Genomic DNA, 19017 nt, shown 5'->3' with positions numbered 1-19017 from the left:
ACATGAGGTATGAAATTATATGTCTTCTTATATTGATAAGCTGTTTATTGGGGCGATCGCAGAATCCTAGTTTTAAGGTTTATAGCTCCGTCGATGGTGAAAACCTCATCGGAGCTACTTTGCTCAATATTTCAAAGGATTGGGGGGCAATAACCAATGATAAGGGCATAGCATATTTAAAAGCTGATAGGGGCGATAGTGTACGAATAAGTTATGTGGGATTCAAAGATAGTGTCATCCTCATCCTCGATGGTTCTGCTCAATATAATATAGAATTGGAAATCAAGCAACTTCAAACGGTTGTTATTTTGTCACCAGATCAGTACATTGCTCAATCGAAATCAGGTCGAGAATATCTTCCTTTAAAATTTTTGAATACCATCCCCGGTATTACTGGACAGTCAGATATACTCAAATCTATTACCTTGTTACCAGGGGTGAACAATGGAAGGGAAGGTTATGCCCACTTATTGGTCAGGGGAGGATTGCAGGAACAAAATCTATTGCTCTTTGATGGTGCGACCCTTTTCAATGTTAACCATGCCGCTGGTATTATTTCATTGTTGGATCCAGCCATCATTCAAAATGTTGATTTTTACAAAAATTATTGGCCTTCTCATTATGGTGGAAGATTATCATCGGTAATGTCGGTTCAAACCTTGGCAGGTCAGGCAAATGAATCTGAAAAAAATATTGACATTAGCTTGATCAGTCCTCGAATTTCAATGTCTGGACCTTTAACTGAAAATGGTAACACAACCTATAATATTAGTGCCAGAACTACATTTTTAGATTTGTTTTTTCTACCTCGACGTCAACGTATTAGGAAAAGGAAGACCGAAGGAGATGCATTTGGCTACACTTTTTACGATGTTAATGGACATATTCAATCTAAGATTGACGATCAACAGTCCATAGATTTTTCATTTTATCACGGAAAGGATATTAACGTGGTCAATTCTTATATAGATGTTTCTGATCAATTGGAGGATGAATTTAAATATCGATTAAATAATATATTGGCTGCTATCAACTATCAATGGTTACCAAATCGGAAGCTTCGTTGGCGATTACATCTCAGTCATTCTCGTCACAGCAACCATCTAGGAGTTGATGAATTTGTAAGAAATGTTGATTTTCAACAAGAAACTGAGTTTACTACGGATTTGTATGAAAGTATGGACAATGCTATACAGTCCACTAAGGCAAGCATAGGTGGGAAGTTTTACAGTGACCAAAAATTAAGCCTCGATTATGGGCTGGAATGGGAATTGTTGTCCAATAAATTTCAATATCGGTATCAATATCAATTTGTTTCTAATATTAATACGGAGGAAGATAGGAGAAGTGCGACTCGTAAGCAACCATCATTGCAGACCTATGCACCCTATGTTGATGTAGAACTGAATATAGCACCCAATCTACACATTTCAGTAGGTAGTCGTTTTCCACAATATGTTTTTGAGAATACAAGTAGAAGTGAGATTGAACCCAAAGCCATCATATCTTATCAGCCTCATCCCAAGTCAACCATTAATCTTGCTTATAATCACCAAACTCAAGCCATTCATTTTTTGTATTACAATGCAGATTTTCTCTTTGCAGAAAATTTTATTTTAAGCAACGCAGATTTATCTCCAGCATTCTCCGATCAATACAGTCTTGAATATCGTCAGAATTTAGATGGATTATTGGACAATATTGGTATTGCATTGTATTACAAACATCAATATGATATTATAAAATACCAACCGCCGACAGAAGAACCGCTTAGTCAAATTATTGCTTTTGACAAAGACCTACATCGCAATGGAAAAATATGGTCTAGGGGATTGGAGTGGATGGTTCAAAAAACTAAGGGGAAATTTCACAGTTCATTGGCATATACTTGGTCGCAGACTAAAATGCAATTTCTTACCCTCAATCAAGGGAGACGGTTCGATTCAGATTTCGATTTTAGACATCAGATCAATGCCCTATGGATTTATCAGGTGAATGATGAATACAAATTGTCAGCTCAGTGGATCTATCAATCGGGCCGGCCCATTACTTGGTCCAATGAAAAAGTAAGACCAGATGATTTATTTGGTATTGGTTATTCCGTTTTCGATAATATTAACAATTTTCGTCTGCCAGCCAATCACAGATTGGATCTGGGCATAAAGCGTACTTGGATTTCGTCCAAAACCGGAAAAGAAAAATGGTTTTCGCTGAACCTTTACAATGCTTATTACCGCAAAAATCCTTACACTGTTGAAAACATAGGCAATGCTTGGAAAATTAGATCCATTTTCCCCATTATTCCCAGTTTTAATATTGGATTTAAATTTTAAAAAAAGATGAAAATATATCATTTGATTCTAATTGGTATGGTCTTGATGACTTCTTGTGAAATCTATTCTGAGGCCTTAGAATATCCCGATTACCAACCAGGATTGATAGTCAATGGGGTATTGAGTACAGTGGAAGGTTTATGGGTTCATTTAGCTCATAATCAACCAGCGGATGGAGAGTTATATGACAGTATTGACTATTCCCAGTTTCAAGTGATTTTATGGTCGGGTGAAAAAGATAAGCAATATGCTGGGGTTCAAAAAGAAGGATATTTTTATATTGATCCGGACTCCTTGGTTTTTGATTCTACCACTTTATATTGGATTGAAGTCATTGACGAAAATGGCGAGGTGAAATTGTCTTCTAATCAGTGTTTGATTCCTGCACCACCTAATATTCGATCATTGGTTTTTGTACAAGACAGTACCACATTTCCACCCAATAATTATATTGAATTGCAATTGTTGGATGCTCAATCCAGTCCAACTGGATATATTCATCATAAAGTCTACTCTATCGATGGGGGGCAGTCTTTTTACTCTGATCCGATCAATTATCAAAACCCTAGATTTCGATTAACTGATGCCATTGAATCAGATAATTATTCTGCTGATATCATCGATGTAGTACTCAATGCCAAAACCTTTATTCGACCACCGGGATACGAGGTCAATCAAGAAGTCAATGCGGTTTTGTTGACTATTTCGCGAATGGATACCCACCTATTGCAATTTTATCAAACAGTATCGTCCTATAGAGATACGGAATCTAGTCCTTTTACGGTGACCAATCCTGTCTATTCCAATATCCAAGGTGGTCAAGGGGTTTTTGGTATTTTGCATAGTGTAGACACCGTTCTCTTTTTAGATTTTTGATCTGTATATCATAAGTTCATATCTATTTGTAATCCTAAGTTTTAACCTGAATGGGGATTTTCTTAATACATCGTATAAGAAAAGATTTGCTGGCAATAATCTATGAATTTTTTTATGAGTGATTCTGAATAGAGGGATAGAATACAAAATTTACTTCAATGAGTTATAAAATTCCTGAAATTGTAGTGTAAAACCCATAAAATTCCTATATTCGGTAACGTTACCGTAAAAGTTTATTCGGCATAGATTTGTTTGAAACAAATCAGTACTTCTTGAATCTTTAGGTAGAATTGGGTTGGAATTATACAAAAATCATTTCGCCTAAATCAATTTGGATAAAAAACCATCATTAATAAATATAAAAAAATGCATTCAAATTTTACATTCCAAAGAATACTAATCGCATCTCTTATAGTATTCATGACTACAATCGGATTGAGTGGACAATCACCAATGCTCAAGGATATTAAATCTAAGTTGAATAATAAACAAGAACGTCCCAATATCCTCATTATCACTGTGGACAATGTAGGATATGGAGATTTTTCAGTTTACAATAAGCAGTCGACCATTATTACGCCCAATATTGAAAAATTGGCTGAACAAGGGGCGCGATTGACTAATTTCTATACAGCAGGGGCTACTTGTACTGTGTCTAGAGCCTGTCTGCTGACCGGACGTATCGCCCGTAGACATCAGTTGGTCAATCAATTGGGGGGATTGAAAGGGAATTACGGCATAGGACTGCGACAGTCTGAGGTTATTATTCCAAGAATGCTCGAAACCAGTGATGCCAATTATGCCAAAGGGGCATTTGGTAAGTGGAATGTGGGTTTTGCACCCGGTTCTCGGCCCATCGATCGAGGTTTTGATGAGTACCTGGGAATCGCCAGTGGAAATGCCGATCACTTTACCCATGTCTATGCCGGCAAACACGATTTACATCACAACAATGAACCGATTAATCGTCATGGGGAATACAGTACGGATTTATTTGCCAATGCAGCCATGGATTTTATGGAAGAGAATACGGAGAAAGGTAAACCTTGGATGGTTTATTTGCCTTTCGATGCACCTCACCATCCGGGAGATAGAAATATAGATCCCGATGCTGAGAATATATGGCAGGCACCGGATTATGCTTTTAAACCCTATGGAGTGTCTCCCGATACCAAAGATGCTAAGACAAGATTCAATGCCGTAGTGACCGCTATCGATATGGCTATTGGTCGTGTAATGGATAAACTGGAAGAATTGGGTATCGCCGATAATACCTTTGTGTTCTTTTATTCAGATAATGGTGCTTTCTATCCCTATTTAGATATTCAATCCAATGCGCCCTTTAAAGGAGCTGGAGTTACACTATGGGAAGGAGGAATCCGCGTTCCAGCACTGGCCAAGTGGCCGGGTAATATTCCCGAGGGCAGTGTGGTCGATACGCGATTGTGGTCTTTGGATATATATCCGACAGTTGCTAAATTGGCGGGAGCGCAATTGCCACAAGATCGCTTTATTGATGGTGAAAATATTCTGCCCAATCTTACAGGACAAAATAAGTATTCTCCTCATGCGACATTATTTTTTGAATATAAAAACTTTTCTGCCCTACATTGGGGTGATTGGAAAATCATAAGAGAAGGCGCTGACGAGGATTGGCAGTTGTATAATTTAAAATCCGATCAAGCGGAAAGTCAGAATAAAGCTGCTCAAGAACCGAAAATTGTGGATAAATTAGCTGCAGCTTTTCAATTGAAACAAGAAGAAATAGATAGTTATTTAGAAATAGAAGATTCATTCCAAAAACAAAATTAGAATTCAATGTCGATCTCAATATATTATAGCTTAACAAGATGTAGTAGAACCATAGTTTTATCCTTGATGTCACTGGCGTTTTTGATGTCGGTTCATTTGGTGTCGGCTCAATCCATTTCGACGGAACCCAATAAAAAACTCAACGTCTTGTTTATTATTTCCGACGATCTTACCGCTGCAGCTTTGTCCAGTTATGAAAATCCGGCTTGTAATACCCCTAATATAGATGAACTGGCTTCTGAGGGCACGCGTTTTACCCGCGCATATTGTCAATATCCAGTATGTGGTCCATCTAGGGCATCATTGATGTTTGGCTACTATCCCAGTGCTACTCAAACTTATGGTTATGTCAGTGGTCGAGAGAATGTGGGCCCAAATAGACCGTCTTGGGCTGAGCTTTTCAAAAACAATGGATATTTTACGGCCCGTGTCGGTAAAATATTCCATATGGGTTCTGTCGATGTAATGAAGGGATTGGATGGCAAGGATGATGCCGCCTCTTGGACAGAGCGCTACAATAGCGCGGCTCCAGAAGTGAATGCCAAAGGAGAGTCGGAATTGGTGCAAAAAAATCCATATGGAAATAGATCTATCTTAAAAGGAGAGAACCTCAATGGTGGAAATCTAATGAATATTGTAAAAACGGATGAAGGAGAAATACACACCGATGTTGTGACGGCGGAAAAAGTAGTTGAGCTATTGCAATCCCACAAGAACGAACCTTTCTTTATTGCCGCTGGAATGTTTCGGCCTCATGTGCCTTTTGTTGCACCGAAAACATCGTTTGAACCTTATCCATATGAAGCTATGGTAATGCCTCCGCAAGTGGAAAATGATTGGGATGATATCCCCGCTCAAGGCATCAATTATGTGAACAGTGTCAATGGGCAGATGACTGAGGAACAGGAGAAAAAAGCCATAGCTGCCTATTATGCTTCGACGGCATTTATGGACGAACAGGTGGGCAAAATTTTGACGGCTTTGAAACGAGAAGGATTAGAAGACAATACCATTGTGGTCATGACTTCTGATCATGGCTATCACTTGGGCGAACACCGGTTTTGGATGAAGGTGAGTTTAATGGAAGAATCGGTTCGAGTGCCTCTGATTGTTAAAGTTCCGGGAAAGAAAGCCGCGGTCTGTCATTCCTTTGCAGAACTTATCGACTTATATCCCACTATAGCTACTATGGCTGGATTGACATTGCCTGATGGGTTGCAAGGCGATGATTTGAGTCCTTTGTTTGACAATCCCAATGCGGAAGTTAAGGATATGGCATTTTCGGTTTCTCAGCGCAATGGTCGTATGGGCTACCTTGTGCGCACCGACAAGTGGGCCTACATTCAGTATGGCGAAGATGGACGAGGTGGAATGGAACTATATGATATGGAAAACGATGTGAAACAGTTTAATAATTTGGCCCATTATCCTCAATATCAAGATCAAGTTGCCGAACTTAAAATTCGATTAATGGAAAAATTAAAAGAAGTGAGAAATAATGAATTGGGGATCACCTATAATAAGGAGGAAAATTAGTACTTAAAATCTAATGAGTTCCTACAATTATCAACGATTTTGGAAATAGTTATTGTTTTTTAAAGGATGTTGTATATAGAGGTAGTTGGAGTTGTTTTTCTTATATTTCATGGTCATTTACAATTGTAGAGAATATCCTCTATGTCTACAGCTTATTGATGCCTTGGTTAAACATTAAAAAATGAAACAATCTCGAAGAAGCTTTGCTCGCTTTACTTTTCTCACCGCGACTGGTCTACCTTTACTTCATTTTCGCAGAGAAAAAGGAGGAATGTATATTAATAACTCTTCAAATGGGGCAGATAATGATAAGACTTATTTGGAGTTAGAAGGGAAGTTGTATGGGGCAAAACCCAATGAATTGGGCGCTATAGGTGGAGGAACTTCCTATAAAGCGGTGGTAAAAAAGGGGGATTATGTAGTCCGTTCTTTGGATGAGTTGATAGAAGCGCTGTCCAAAGCCCAAGGCGGAGAAGTGGTTTTTGTGCCTGGAGACGCAGTGATAGATATGACTACATCGATCTATATAGAAGAGTTGGTATTGAATATTCCTGCTGGTATCACTCTGGCCAGTGATCGAGGTGTAAAGGGCAGTCAGGGAGGCTTGATATGTAGTGACGCTCTCAAAACTCCAATGATGTTGAAAATTATGGGTGCCGGTGTTCGAATAACCGGTTTGAGATTGCAAGGTCCCAACCCGAAACGATATATGGAGCACCATGCCAAGTCTTTTGGGCCAGGTGGAAAGCGGCACGAATATTATTACAAGTTTCCTGTTTCTTCTGGCATCAATTGTGAGTATGATGAATTGGAGATTGACAATTGTGATATATCTGGATTTTCAAGGGCTGGAGTCTACTTATATTCAGGAAAAGGTCATCATATTCATCACAACTTTATCCATCATTGCCAATACAATGGATTGGGCTATGGCGTAAGTCACAATACCGCTGAGTCATTGATTGAATACAATAATTTCGATTACAATCGCCATTCGATAGCTGGAACCGGGAAGCCCGGTTGTAGTTATGTCGCTCGGCATAACGTGGAGTTGGGTGAATCCCTCAGTCATTGTTTTGATATGCATGGGGGTAGAGATCGCAAGGATGGTACGGCTATCGCAGGGACAAACATTGAGATTTACAACAATACCTTTCGGTCCCCTAATTTTGCAATAGGAATACGCGGCGATGCTGAAGAGCAATGTTTAATCTATAGAAATTGGTTTGTCGAACACAGTGATGTCGATGTGGCTGTAAGGCCCTATGGTTTTAAAATGACCAAAGCTTATGATAATGCCTATGGTCAAGCACCTGTAAAGTCCAATTGAGTCTATTATACCAACCATTGTAAATTTCATTTTGTATTATCTTTTTGGGTTAATTATATTTTCATGTAATATGAAATACAATTGAAATATTAGGTTTTTGTAGAATTATAAACTTAATTCTTTGTATTATTTAAAAAGTTGTATTTCTGAAATACCTATTTTAATTTATTATTAATTAACTTCCTCTTTTGTAATGTGTTAGATTTATTGATTTTGTCCATTTTGAAATAATACATTTTCTGTGTTTTGAAATTGTTGTTTGTGTGGTTAAAATCTTATTTGTGTTTTATGTGTTTTTTGGCAATGCCGTCGAAATATTATTGGGGTATGTGGTGGCTGGTATATTAAAAGTATTCATGTTGTGAAAGCAGTACACTTAGAAAATGATTCTGTTATTTGGTCTAGATTGAAGCTAGGCGATCGGGATGCCTTGTCTCAGATTTTTCGGATATATTATTCTGATTTGCACAACTATGGTATTAAGCTTTGCGGGAAATCCTCTATTGTAGAAGATACATTGCAAGATATGTTCTTGCATTTATTTGAAAAAAGAGAGCAGTTAGGCCAAGTATCCTACATTAAACCCTATTTGTATACTTGTTTTAGAAGAAGTTTACTGAAAAATATTCAGGCCAAGCGACAGATGGATTTACTGGATGATGATCTTCAGTTGCAAATAGAGCCAGAAGAGATTGCTTTAACTCAATCGAATGCAGACCTCAAGAAGAAAGTATTGGCGTCAATGATTAATAAATTGCCAAAAAGACAGCGGGAGCTTATCTATTTGCGGTACTACAGTGATTTTTCTATCGACGAAATAGCAGATATTTTATCTATTTCTTATCGCAGTGTCGTCAATACTTTGTACAAGGCCATGATTAGGCTGCGGTCTGATAAAACCGCTCTGGGTGTGTTGGAGCATTTGTTGATTCCAATATTTGGTTTTTCTATTCTGTAAACAATTCTTTTTTTCTTGAGTAGTAATTTCAGATAGTCCATAGCTGATTCAATACTATAATAAATACATTTGGTATTATTCATCGTGGAGCAATACTTATGCAGAGTCTATTTGTTTTTAAGAGAGGCTCTCTGAAATGTAAAGATTACTCCAAAACTTATGATAATCATAGTTAAGATAAAAGAAAATCCTATGTCTTCTCTAAAGCCTAGGGCAACTCGAATGATCATGTAATTGAGATAGGTTAAAGAGGTTAGAATAATAACATTTAAAATCCGAAGCATTCTTATGGCATTTTTATATTGGTAGTAGGCATTGTCTTTGGTTATGGTCACCCAATAATTGAACTTGTGTGGAAATAAAATCAATATACGAAGTCCAAGGTAGGTGATGAGTCCTAAAGAGGGAGCCAAGAATATCCATATTTTTTCATCGTAGCGATCGACCTGGCCCTGAGCTCTAAAATGTATGGGTATTCGATCGGGTAATATAGAATAGTAAAATATAGGCAGGCCAAATAAAATGAGTAATAATATAAAACATACTAGATTGATGGCCTTGTCTACCTGAGTCTTTGATATGGTTAATATGGGTTGCTTCATAATACTGATGGGTTATTATGAGTAAAATACAAAATTAGAATGAAACATACTGTGCTAAGTTTGGTAGATTGTTTCGTTGTGGGATGACGGTTGTAGCCTATGAAAGTGATGTTAGGGATTGGGAGAAAGCTTTGTATTGAACAGTTGATGAGTTTATAGATTTGAATAAGAGATGAATTTCAAGGTTTGAATTATCAGTTTTAATGACTGGCTAGTTTTAACCCGATGAGGGATATGATGAGGGTGGTGATGAAAAACAATCGCCAAAAATCAACGGGGTCTTTAAAAAGGAAAATACCTACCAAGACACTTCCCACTGCTCCAATCCCTGTCCATACCGCATAAGCTGTGCCGATGGGGAGGCTTTGACTGGCCTTGATCAACAATGTCATGCTTATGGCAAGACAGATTAGAAATCCTCCATACCAATAGGTAGAAGTTAACCCAGTAGCGTTTTTGGCTTTGCCCAAGCAAGTGGCAAATCCAATTTCAAAAAGTCCAGCTATAATTAATAAAATCCAATTCATGGTTGTGATGTTGTTTTGTTGCCAATTAGGGGTTAGAAAATATCAGATAAATATATTAAATAGCTGGGTTAAAAAGTGGAAAGCTTAAACTTTAGTCTTATTGTCTAGGGGCGAATTTTTTCTAATAGATGTTGGTGTGCAATAGCTGTTGCATTATTTTATTATTGGTATTAGGTGGATATAAAATGTATTGAACTTGGATTGGAAATGTAGGGAGTTTTTTTGTTTGAATGGAATGGGTTTGGTTGCCGGCAAGGCCATATTTTTTTCACGAAAATTGATAATTTTTTTCTTCTGTTTCATTCAGTTGATCATCATGGTTTTAGACTTTTGTACTTATAATTTTCATCAAAGGAAAGGGGGTGTGATTGATTTTTTGGAATAAAATCGATTCCTTTTTTGAATATTTTTTCTCTAATTTTGTGAGCCTTTCAAAACCAACTTGGTGTTTTTATAAAGGGAACATCGGAACAACCTTAATGATATTTTTGTTTTAATTCAGTTGAAAATATTTTTCATGAGACAAAAGTTTTTCATTTTAAAAATGAAAATTTTTCATCTCGTTTTAAAAATGTTTATTAGTATATTTGATAATGTGTCTGTATTGAGATATATAAAGTATTGATAATTAGTGGAGATGTCGAGGTATGTTAATAACTTGTGAAGTTGTTGGTAACTTAAAAAAATAAAATTTTTATGTTACAATTTTATTTAATAAGTTCGTGATGTCGAAAATAATAAAGAGAAAAAATTTTTTTTGAGGATGAAAATTTTCAAAAATAAAAAACATAAAAAATATAATTAAAGAAATTTTTACAATTAAGATCAAATGAATTCACCAGAAATTATATTGGAAAAAGAAAAGCATTCCTATCAAGAAGTTTTAGAAATCGCTCAAAAATATTTTGATGGAGATGAACTCGCTGCGACAACATGGATAAATAAATATGCAGTACGCGATCAGCAAGGTAGTTTTTTAGAAACCTCACCAGATGATATGCATCGACGAATGGCTAAGGAATTTGCCAAAGTAGAAGCAAAATACCATACTGATAATCGATCAAAATCTTTGTCTGATTATGGTAAGAGTAGAATGGCCTTGACTGAAGCCGATATTTATAATTTGTTCAAGGATTTTAAATACGTCATCCCTCAGGGAAGTGTAATGGCAGCTTTGGGCAATACCGAAATGATTGCTTCGCTCTCCAATTGTGTAGTGGTTCCTCCAGTATTTGATTCTTATGGTGGAGTCATGTATACCGATCAACAGTTGGTTCAGTTGTTTAAGAGAAGATGTGGGGTAGGTGTTGATATCTCTGGACTTCGTCCGAAGGATGCCAATGTATCCAATGCCGCAGGTACGACTACTGGAGCGGTCTCTTTTATGGAGCGGTTTTCAAATACCACCAGAGAAGTTGCACAAAATGGACGAAGAGGAGCTTTGATGTTGACCATCGATGTGGCTCACCCAGATATTGAAGATTTCGTGACCATCAAACAAAACCTAGCCAAGGTAACCGGAGCCAATATCTCGGTAAGATTGTCCGATGAATTTATGAAAGCCGTAGATCAAGATGGTTCTTTTAAACTTCGATGGCCAATTGATGCCGCAGAACCTCAGTATAGCAAAGAAATCAATGCAAGAGAATTGTGGAATACCATTATCAAATGTGCACATAATACTGCAGAGCCCGGATTGATATTCTGGGATCGCCAGCATACCTATAGTACATCGTCGGTTTATCCTGCTTTCGAAAACAGTTCGACCAATCCTTGTTCGGAAATCGCCATGCAAGGGGGAGATAGCTGTAGATTGATCGCTATTAACCTGTTTAGCTTTGTTGAGAATCCATTTACAAAAGATGCAAAATTTGATTTTGATAAATTTTACAAAGTCACTTACGAGTCTCAACACTTAATGGACAATCTCGTAGACTTGGAATTGGGAGCAATCGAAAGAATATTGGAAAAAGTTAATGCTGATCCAGAACCTTCTCATATAAAGCAAACAGAAATTGATACCTGGAAATTGTTGTACGAAAACGGACAAAAGGGTAGAAGAACAGGTCTTGGATTTACTGCTTTGGCAGATATGTGCGCCGCTCTCGGATTGAAGTTTGATGGAGATCAAGCCTTAGACGTCGTAGATCAAGTAATGCGTGCTAAATTACAAGCAGAATTTGATAGTTCGGTAGACATGGCCATAGAGAGAGGTCCTTTTGATGGATTCGATCCTTCTATAGAGCACACATCGGAGTTTGTTCAAATGATGGAGGCTGAATTTCCAGAATTATACAGCCGTATGATGAAATTTGGACGTAGAAATATTTCTATTAGTACAGTAGCTCCAACTGGAACATTGAGTATGTTGGCTCATACTTCTTCTGGTATTGAACCCGTGTTTTTGTTGTCCTATAAACGTCGAAGAAAAATCAATGGGGTAGATAAAACCGCCAAAGCTACTTTTATAGATGATATGGGAGATGCTTGGGAAGAATTCGATGTATTTCATCCAAAATTGAAAACATGGATGGATACTACTGGGCAAACAGATATTCAAGAGAGTCCTTATGTGGGTTCGACAGCACCTGAGATCAATTGGGTACAACGGGTACAAATGCAGGCCTTAGTTCAAAAATATGTAACTCATTCTATAAGTTCAACCATCAACCTACCTTCCGATGTAAGTGTTGAGAAAGTTGGTGAAATCTATGTAGAATCGTGGAAGCGCGGGTTGAAAGGGATTACCGTATATAGAGATGGATCGAGAAGTGGGGTTTTGGTGTCCAACGATGCAGAGGAGACAGAAGGAGAAACTAATTCCCAATTGACAGACTCCGAAAGTTTAGCCAAAGTATTTACTCCAGCTAAACGTCCCAAAAAGATAGAAGCCGATGTGGTACGCTTCCAAAATGAATACGAAAAATGGTTGGCCGTTGTCGGTTTAGTCGATGGAAGACCTTACGAAATATTTACTGGTAAAATGGAGGATTCCTTTAATCTACCGTCTTTTGTAAATAAAGGCTGGGTAATTAAAAACAAATCTGACAAAGGATCGAGTCGCTACGATTTCCAATTTATAGACAAAGATGGTTATCGCATCACGATTGAAGGTCTTTCTAGATCATTTGATAAAGAATATTGGAATTACGCCAAGTTGATCTCAGGAGTATTGAGACATAATATGCCTATTGCAGACGTAGCTGATTTGATTATTGGATTGAATCTATACGATGAAAACATCAATACATGGAAAAACGGTGTAGCTAGGGCATTGAAAAAATATATAGCCGACGGTATGGTGGCAGTAGATAAGAAGTGCCCCAACTGTGAAGATCCCAAAGGATTGGTATATGAAGAAGGTTGCCTCGCTTGTAAGAGTTGTGGATATAGCAAATGCGGATAAAATAACAACAGCGATTAAATAATAAAAGGGTAACGGAATCATTCGTTACCCTTTTTATGTTTAGGCCATTTGTTTTAGTAATTTTGCGCGAGAATAACAGTAAATGGAAGCAAGTAACAAGCGGATAATCAAGGTCTCCCTCCCCATTATATTAGGTAATTTGACCCAGATGATGTTGGGGATAATCGATAGTGCTATGGTCGGTTCAATAAGCGCTATTTTATTGGCTGCTTCAGCTCTGGTCAACAATATTTTGGCCATCCCTTTTATTATGGGAATGGGGCTTACCTTTGCCATTTCACCATTGGTGGCCTCAGCCAATGGCAATAAATCATATAAAAGTTGTGCCCATATAGGTTTCAATGGATTTGTGTTGGTAACCATATTTGCGATCTTGATCGCAGTTGGCTTAGATTGGGGGTCTTCCATTGTATATCATTTGGATCAAGATCCTGAGGTGGCTGCCGCTTCTGAAGATTATCTTGTAATCATGGCATGGTCTAGTCTTCCCATGTTAATGTTTTTGGCATTGAAACAAATAGCCGATGGTTTGGAGTTTACTCGAACAGCTATGATGCTGTCCTTGCTGTCCATACCCATCAATACTTTTTTAAATTACATCTTTATATTTGGCAAATTTGGAATGCCAGAATACGGACTCTACGGAGCTGGTTTAGGTACTCTAATTAGCAGGATTATTATATTCATAGCTTTGTTGTGGATATTGTTAAAGGCTCCTCAATTTCAAAAATATAGAACAGACTTGTCTTCTTCCCTGACCTTGGAAGTGAGTAGGTTAAAAGAGTTGTTGCGTATAGGGATTCCCTCAAGCTTGCAGTACGCTATGGAATCTGGCGCTTTTGCAGTCTCTGGGATTATGATTGGGTGGTTTGGCGCAGTTCAACAGGCTGCTCATCAAATTGCCATCGGTATTGCCTCTCTGACCTTTATGGTGTCCATGGGCTTAAGTGCTGCAGGTTCTATTTTGGTGGGCAACGCTTTGGGGCGTGGCAAGGTCAATGATGTCCGTACTATCGGAAGAAAAACATTGATCATGGGTTTGATATACGGTGTTATATGCGCAGTATTTTTTGCCTTGACCAAGGACTATATGCCTTATTTGTTTAATAGTGAGGCAGAAGTGGTGGCATGGGCTTCAGTTTTACTGGTATTGGCTGGGGTTTTTCAAATTCCCGATGCAATTCAGGCTATTGATATTGGTTTGTTGAGAGGACTGCACGATGTGAGAATTCCGACCATTTGGATTTCATTGGCATATTGGGTTGTAGGTATACCTTTTGGTTATTATTTGGCTTTTTATCAAGGCATGGAATCCAGTGGAATCTGGTACGGATTGGTCATTGGTCTAACCGTGTTATCCGTCACTCTAACGGTGCGATTTTTCAAAGTATCTAGACATAGTCCCATCATGGAATAAGGTAATACCTACAGTTGGTTTGAGGATAAACCCCAGGTATTTTTATAAAACAAATCCATGGTGAGATTTGCTCTCTATGCCGGGAAAGCCATGCTACCGAACTTTGATATCATATACCCAATGCTCGGTGTATAATTCAACGGCTGAATTAATTTTTTCTCGAAGATTGCTAAACAAAATAATAACCATCAATTTATCATAGACTGGGCTTACGAAGGACCATTGCTTTCGAGTGCTTTGCCTCTAAGTCGTTTGAGGAAGGGCGATGCAAATATAAAGTCCAGCAATTTGTCATTGTCCGATTCCAATACATCGTCTTTGCTGCCCTGCCAAGCCAATTTACCTTCGTATAAGAGGTTGATATTGTCCCCAATTTCCAATACGGAATTCATATCGTGTGTATTGATAATGGTGGTAATATTGTTTTCGTGGGTAATATCACTGATCAATTCATCGATTACAATAGATGTTTTGGGATCTAATCCAGAATTGGGCTCATCACAAAACAAATATTTGGGTTCCAAAACGATGGAACGAGCAATACCGACCCGTTTTTGCATCCCCCCTGATATTTCCGAGGGATATTTGTTGTTGATGCCAGATAGGTTTACTCTTTCCAAACAGTAATTCACCCTATTTACTTTTTGTTTCTTGGTTTTTGAGGTAAACATATCCATTGGAAATCTGATGTTTTCTTCAATGGTCATCGAATCGAATAAGGCTGATCCCTGAAACAACATGCCTACTTCCAATCGGAGGTTTTGTAATTCTTGATGGTGGAGTTGAGTGAAATTTAATTTGTCGTACCATATTTCTCCACTGGTGGGTTTCATTAGCCCTACCAATATTTTTAATAATACAGTTTTACCTGCACCACTTTTTCCAATAATCAAATTGTTCTTACCGGGCTCAAAATGGATGGATATTCCTTTGAGAACATCAAGATCATCAAAACTTTTAAATATATTTTTTGCTGTGATCATGATCTAGGTTTTAAGTAGTAAGAATAAGAGCAATAATATAATCGGCCAATAATATAAGCACATCACTGACCACTACTGCATTGGTACTTGCTTTTCCCAACTCAATGGATCCGCCTTCAACGTAGAATCCCTGATAGCAAGATACCGAGGTCAAAATAAAGGAAAATACCACCGCCTTGATCAGCATCATGGTTACATTGAAAGGTTCAAAAAACGATCTCAATCCCTTAATGTAATCCACGTGACTTAAGTCGCCAAAAGGTACAGATGCAATATATCCTCCAATGATACTGACAAATGCTCCAATACATACGAGGACAGGTATAATAAAAACAGCCGCAATAAGTTTGGGCATAATGAGATAACTCGCCGTATTGACTCCCATGACTTCCATAGCGTCAATGTGCTCTTTTTGACGCATCCCACCGATTTCAGAAGCCATATTGGAACCGACCTTCCCTGCCAAAACCAATCCCGTAAAGGTAGGGGCCAATTCTATAATGGTCATGTCCCTCACTATATATCCAATGTAATAGTTGGGAATAAAGGATCCGCCAATTTGATAACTAAATTGAACTGCAGAAACGGCACCAATAAATATGGCAATAAGGGCTACAATCGTTACGGAACCAACGCCGATATCATACATCTGGCGAATGATTTCTTTCCAGTACATTTTGAGATTTGTCGGTCTTCTCATAGTGGAGATCAACAAACTAACATATCGGCCTGTGTGAATAAGCAATGATTTAATCATAAGATTGTAAATATGGTAAATTAATCTAATTTTATAAAGTGATTCAATTTTATTTTACCTATAATTAGAAAAATCTCACTATGAATATTGTTATAACCGGAGCGACGGAAGGGATAGGAAAAGCCATCGCTTACGCTTTTGCAAGCAAAGATAATGCTTTGGCGCTTTGCGCACGAACTTTCAGTAAGTTAGAGGTGTTAAAAGCCGATATTTTAACTTCGACAAATTGTACCGATGTTTTTATCCAGTCCGTTGACGTTACAAATCATGTCGAAATAAATAAATTTGCTAAAAATTGTCTCGAACATTGGACATCAATTGATGTATTGATCAATAATGCAGGAGTGTTTATTCCTGGAAAAATACACGAAGAAGATGATGGCGTCCTAGAAATGACCATGAATACCAATGTCTATAGTGCCTATAGAATGTCTAGGAGTTTTATCCCACAAATGATATCTCAAGGCAGTGGACATATTATTAATATATCTTCCGTGGCTGGGCTAAAGGCCTATCCCAATGGAGGATCTTATTCTATATCCAAATTTGCTATGTTGGGCCTGGGGAAAGGTTTGCGAGAAGAACTCAAGGAATATGGAATAAGGGTGACCAACATTATGCCTGGAGCAACTTGGTCCAACAGTTGGGCAGGAGTGGATTTGCCTAAGGACAGGCTAATGGAGGCTTCAGATATAGCTAAGATTGTCTTATTGGCCACCGAGTTGGAAAATAAATCCGTACTGGAAGATGTAGTGGTTAGACCGTTGTTGGGGGACTTGTAACCATTATTATTTTTTTGCGTTCAAGTCAAATTCTGAAAATTATTTTTAAAATATTCCTTATAATTGCAAGATTATGAATGTTTAAGAAATTTTAAATGGGTTATATAGCAGCTGTGCTATGCAATAGTATCCTCTAAATGGATTAGGAGGATCATTCCTTTATATTATTTAAAATTTCTATTTGTGGAAAATAATCAAACACCGGAACAGCCATCGTTTTTTAACAGTCTCCTAGAGGCTCTTTCAGGTAAAGAATTTCAATATACCCAAGGTAGTATTCGCAGAGCCATTTTTTTATTGGCCATTCCCATGATCATCGAGATGTTGATGGAGTCGGTATTTGCTTTGGTAGATATCATTTATGTGTCAAGAATCAGTGTAGAAGCCGTAGCTACTATAGGTTTGACAGAATCAGTAATCACCTTGGTTTATGCCATAGCCATAGGATTGAGTATGGCGGTGACTGCATTGGTTGCACGCAGAATTGGGGAAGAAAATCTGGCTCAAGCAAAAAAGACGGCGAGTCAGGCCATTCTATTGGGAGTATTGGTTGCCGTAATAGTGGGTATTCTGGGCTTTAGATATGCTCGAGAAATATTGGCGCTTATGGGGGCTAGTCCAGCGGTAATCAATGAGGGCTATCGTTATACCCAATGGTTACTCGGAGGGAATATCACCATTATGCTATTGTTTTTGATCAATGCCATCTTTAGGGGGGCTGGGGATGCTTCTTTTGCTATGTGGTCGCTGGTGTTGTCCAATGGCTTAAACATTATCTTGGACCCTATCTTTATTTTTGGTTGGGGCCCAGTGCCTGCTTTTGGAGTTGAAGGCGCCGGGATAGCTACCAATATTGGACGGGGAAGTGCTGTAGTTTTTCAGCTCTTTGTTTTATTTTACGGTTGGACTAGAATCCAGCTCACCATGAAGGATTGGGTTATTCATTGGCGAATAATGAAAAATTTAATTAAAATTTCCTTAGGAGGGATAGGTCAGTTTCTAATCGGTACTTCGAGTTGGGTTTTGTTAATGAGAATCATGGCCGAGTTTGGCAGTGAGGTATTGGCAGGCTACACCATTTCTATTCGTGTAATTACATTTACTATGATGCCAGCTTGGGGAATCAGCAATGCAGCGGCTACTCTAGTGGGACAAAATCTCGGTGCCAATCAAGCCAATCGCGCTGAAGAATCTGTTTGGATAACCGGTAAATACAATGCCTGGTTTATGGGTGTTTTTTCCTTGATCTATTTGTTTTTCGCCCATCCAATTATTGGTCTATTTACAGAAGTCAATGCTGTGATTGAAGCCGGTGCTTTAAGTCTGCAAATTATAGCCGCGGGATATATTTTTTACGCCTATGGTATGGTTATGACCCAAGCTTTTAATGGAGCTGGAGATACGCAAACACCGACGGTTATCAATTTCTTTTGCTTTTGGATTTTTCAAGTGCCTTTTGCTTATTTGGCAGCCATTCATTGGGACATGGGGCCAATGGGCGTATATATTGCCATCACAGTGGCCGAGGTAATGATAGCCATTGTAGCTATGATTTTATTTAGAAAAGGGAAATGGAAAACCATGACGGTATAGGACTTGAAAGTAGACACATGGACTGGGTATAATGCGAAATGTATAAATATTGGCAATGTAGCAATATGGTATAGCCGGGCAAAA

General features: G+C 38.1%; 14 protein-coding genes. 10 read left to right on the top strand and 4 right to left on the bottom strand.

Going from position 1 to position 19017, the window contains the following annotated elements; genetic code table 11:
- Positions 1-2 precede the first annotated feature (2 nt).
- The 6 genes from LVD51_RS11300 (at position 3) to LVD51_RS11275 (ending at position 8845) form a co-directional block, all read left to right on the top strand.
- Positions 3-2333 carry a TonB-dependent receptor gene (locus LVD51_RS11300; protein ID WP_236971483.1) on the top strand — a complete coding sequence of 777 codons (2331 nt, stop codon included), beginning with the start codon at positions 3-5 and terminating at the stop codon, positions 2331-2333.
- A 6-nt stretch (positions 2334-2339) separates the two neighbouring features.
- Positions 2340-3209, top strand: coding sequence for a DUF4249 family protein (locus tag LVD51_RS11295; protein WP_236971482.1), 870 nt, complete (start codon positions 2340-2342; stop codon positions 3207-3209).
- A 420-nt stretch (positions 3210-3629) separates the two neighbouring features.
- Positions 3630-5021, top strand: coding sequence for a sulfatase-like hydrolase/transferase (locus tag LVD51_RS11290; protein ID WP_236971481.1), 1392 nt, complete (start codon positions 3630-3632; stop codon positions 5019-5021).
- A 6-nt stretch (positions 5022-5027) separates the two neighbouring features.
- Positions 5028-6557, top strand: coding sequence for a sulfatase (locus LVD51_RS11285; RefSeq protein WP_236971480.1), 1530 nt, complete (start codon positions 5028-5030; stop codon positions 6555-6557).
- Between the two features lie 181 nt (positions 6558-6738).
- Positions 6739-7887 carry a right-handed parallel beta-helix repeat-containing protein gene (locus LVD51_RS11280; RefSeq protein WP_236971479.1) on the top strand — a complete coding sequence of 383 codons (1149 nt, stop codon included), beginning with the start codon at positions 6739-6741 and terminating at the stop codon, positions 7885-7887.
- Positions 7888-8248: 361 nt separating this feature from the next.
- Positions 8249-8845 (top strand): RNA polymerase sigma factor, encoded by a 597-nt coding sequence (locus LVD51_RS11275; RefSeq protein WP_236971478.1) that lies wholly within the window; start codon positions 8249-8251, stop codon positions 8843-8845.
- A gap of 107 nt (positions 8846-8952) precedes the next feature.
- On the opposite strand, the gene LVD51_RS11270 is transcribed toward LVD51_RS11275, so the two are convergent.
- Both LVD51_RS11270 and LVD51_RS11265 read right to left on the bottom strand, forming a co-directional pair.
- On the bottom strand, positions 8953-9447 hold the full coding sequence (locus LVD51_RS11270) for a DUF1648 domain-containing protein (RefSeq protein WP_236971477.1): 495 nt from the start codon (positions 9445-9447) through the stop codon (positions 8953-8955).
- Positions 9448-9647: 200 nt separating this feature from the next.
- Complete coding sequence (locus LVD51_RS11265; RefSeq protein WP_236971476.1) at positions 9648-9974, bottom strand: DMT family transporter; 327 nt, start codon at positions 9972-9974, stop codon at positions 9648-9650.
- 829 nt (positions 9975-10803) lie between these two features.
- Here LVD51_RS11265 and LVD51_RS11260 point away from each other — a divergent pair.
- Positions 10804-13380, top strand: a complete 2577-nt coding sequence (locus tag LVD51_RS11260) for an adenosylcobalamin-dependent ribonucleoside-diphosphate reductase (RefSeq protein ID WP_236971475.1) — start codon at positions 10804-10806, stop codon at positions 13378-13380.
- 103 nt (positions 13381-13483) lie between these two features.
- On the top strand, positions 13484-14818 hold the full coding sequence (locus tag LVD51_RS11255) for an MATE family efflux transporter (RefSeq protein WP_236971474.1): 1335 nt from the start codon (positions 13484-13486) through the stop codon (positions 14816-14818).
- Positions 14819-15027: 209 nt separating this feature from the next.
- Here LVD51_RS11255 and LVD51_RS11250 read toward each other — a convergent pair whose 3' ends face one another.
- Complete coding sequence (locus LVD51_RS11250; protein WP_236971473.1) at positions 15028-15801, bottom strand: ABC transporter ATP-binding protein; 774 nt, start codon at positions 15799-15801, stop codon at positions 15028-15030.
- A gap of 10 nt (positions 15802-15811) precedes the next feature.
- Positions 15812-16558 carry an MlaE family ABC transporter permease gene (locus tag LVD51_RS11245; protein WP_236971472.1) on the bottom strand — a complete coding sequence of 249 codons (747 nt, stop codon included), beginning with the start codon at positions 16556-16558 and terminating at the stop codon, positions 15812-15814.
- A gap of 80 nt (positions 16559-16638) precedes the next feature.
- Here LVD51_RS11245 and LVD51_RS11240 point away from each other — a divergent pair, with 80 nt between their 5' ends.
- Positions 16639-17340 (top strand): SDR family oxidoreductase, encoded by a 702-nt coding sequence (locus tag LVD51_RS11240; RefSeq protein ID WP_236971471.1) that lies wholly within the window; start codon positions 16639-16641, stop codon positions 17338-17340.
- A gap of 183 nt (positions 17341-17523) precedes the next feature.
- A complete protein-coding gene (locus LVD51_RS11235; RefSeq protein WP_236971470.1) occupies positions 17524-18933 on the top strand; it encodes an MATE family efflux transporter in 1410 nt (469 codons plus the stop codon).
- The last annotated feature ends 84 nt before the right edge of the window (positions 18934-19017 follow it).

The sequence above is a fragment of the Membranihabitans marinus genome (genome assembly GCF_021729155.1).
Taxonomy (GTDB): Bacteria; Bacteroidota; Bacteroidia; order Chitinophagales; family Saprospiraceae; genus Membranihabitans; species Membranihabitans marinus.
This window is presented reverse-complemented; position numbering and strand designations above follow the sequence as displayed.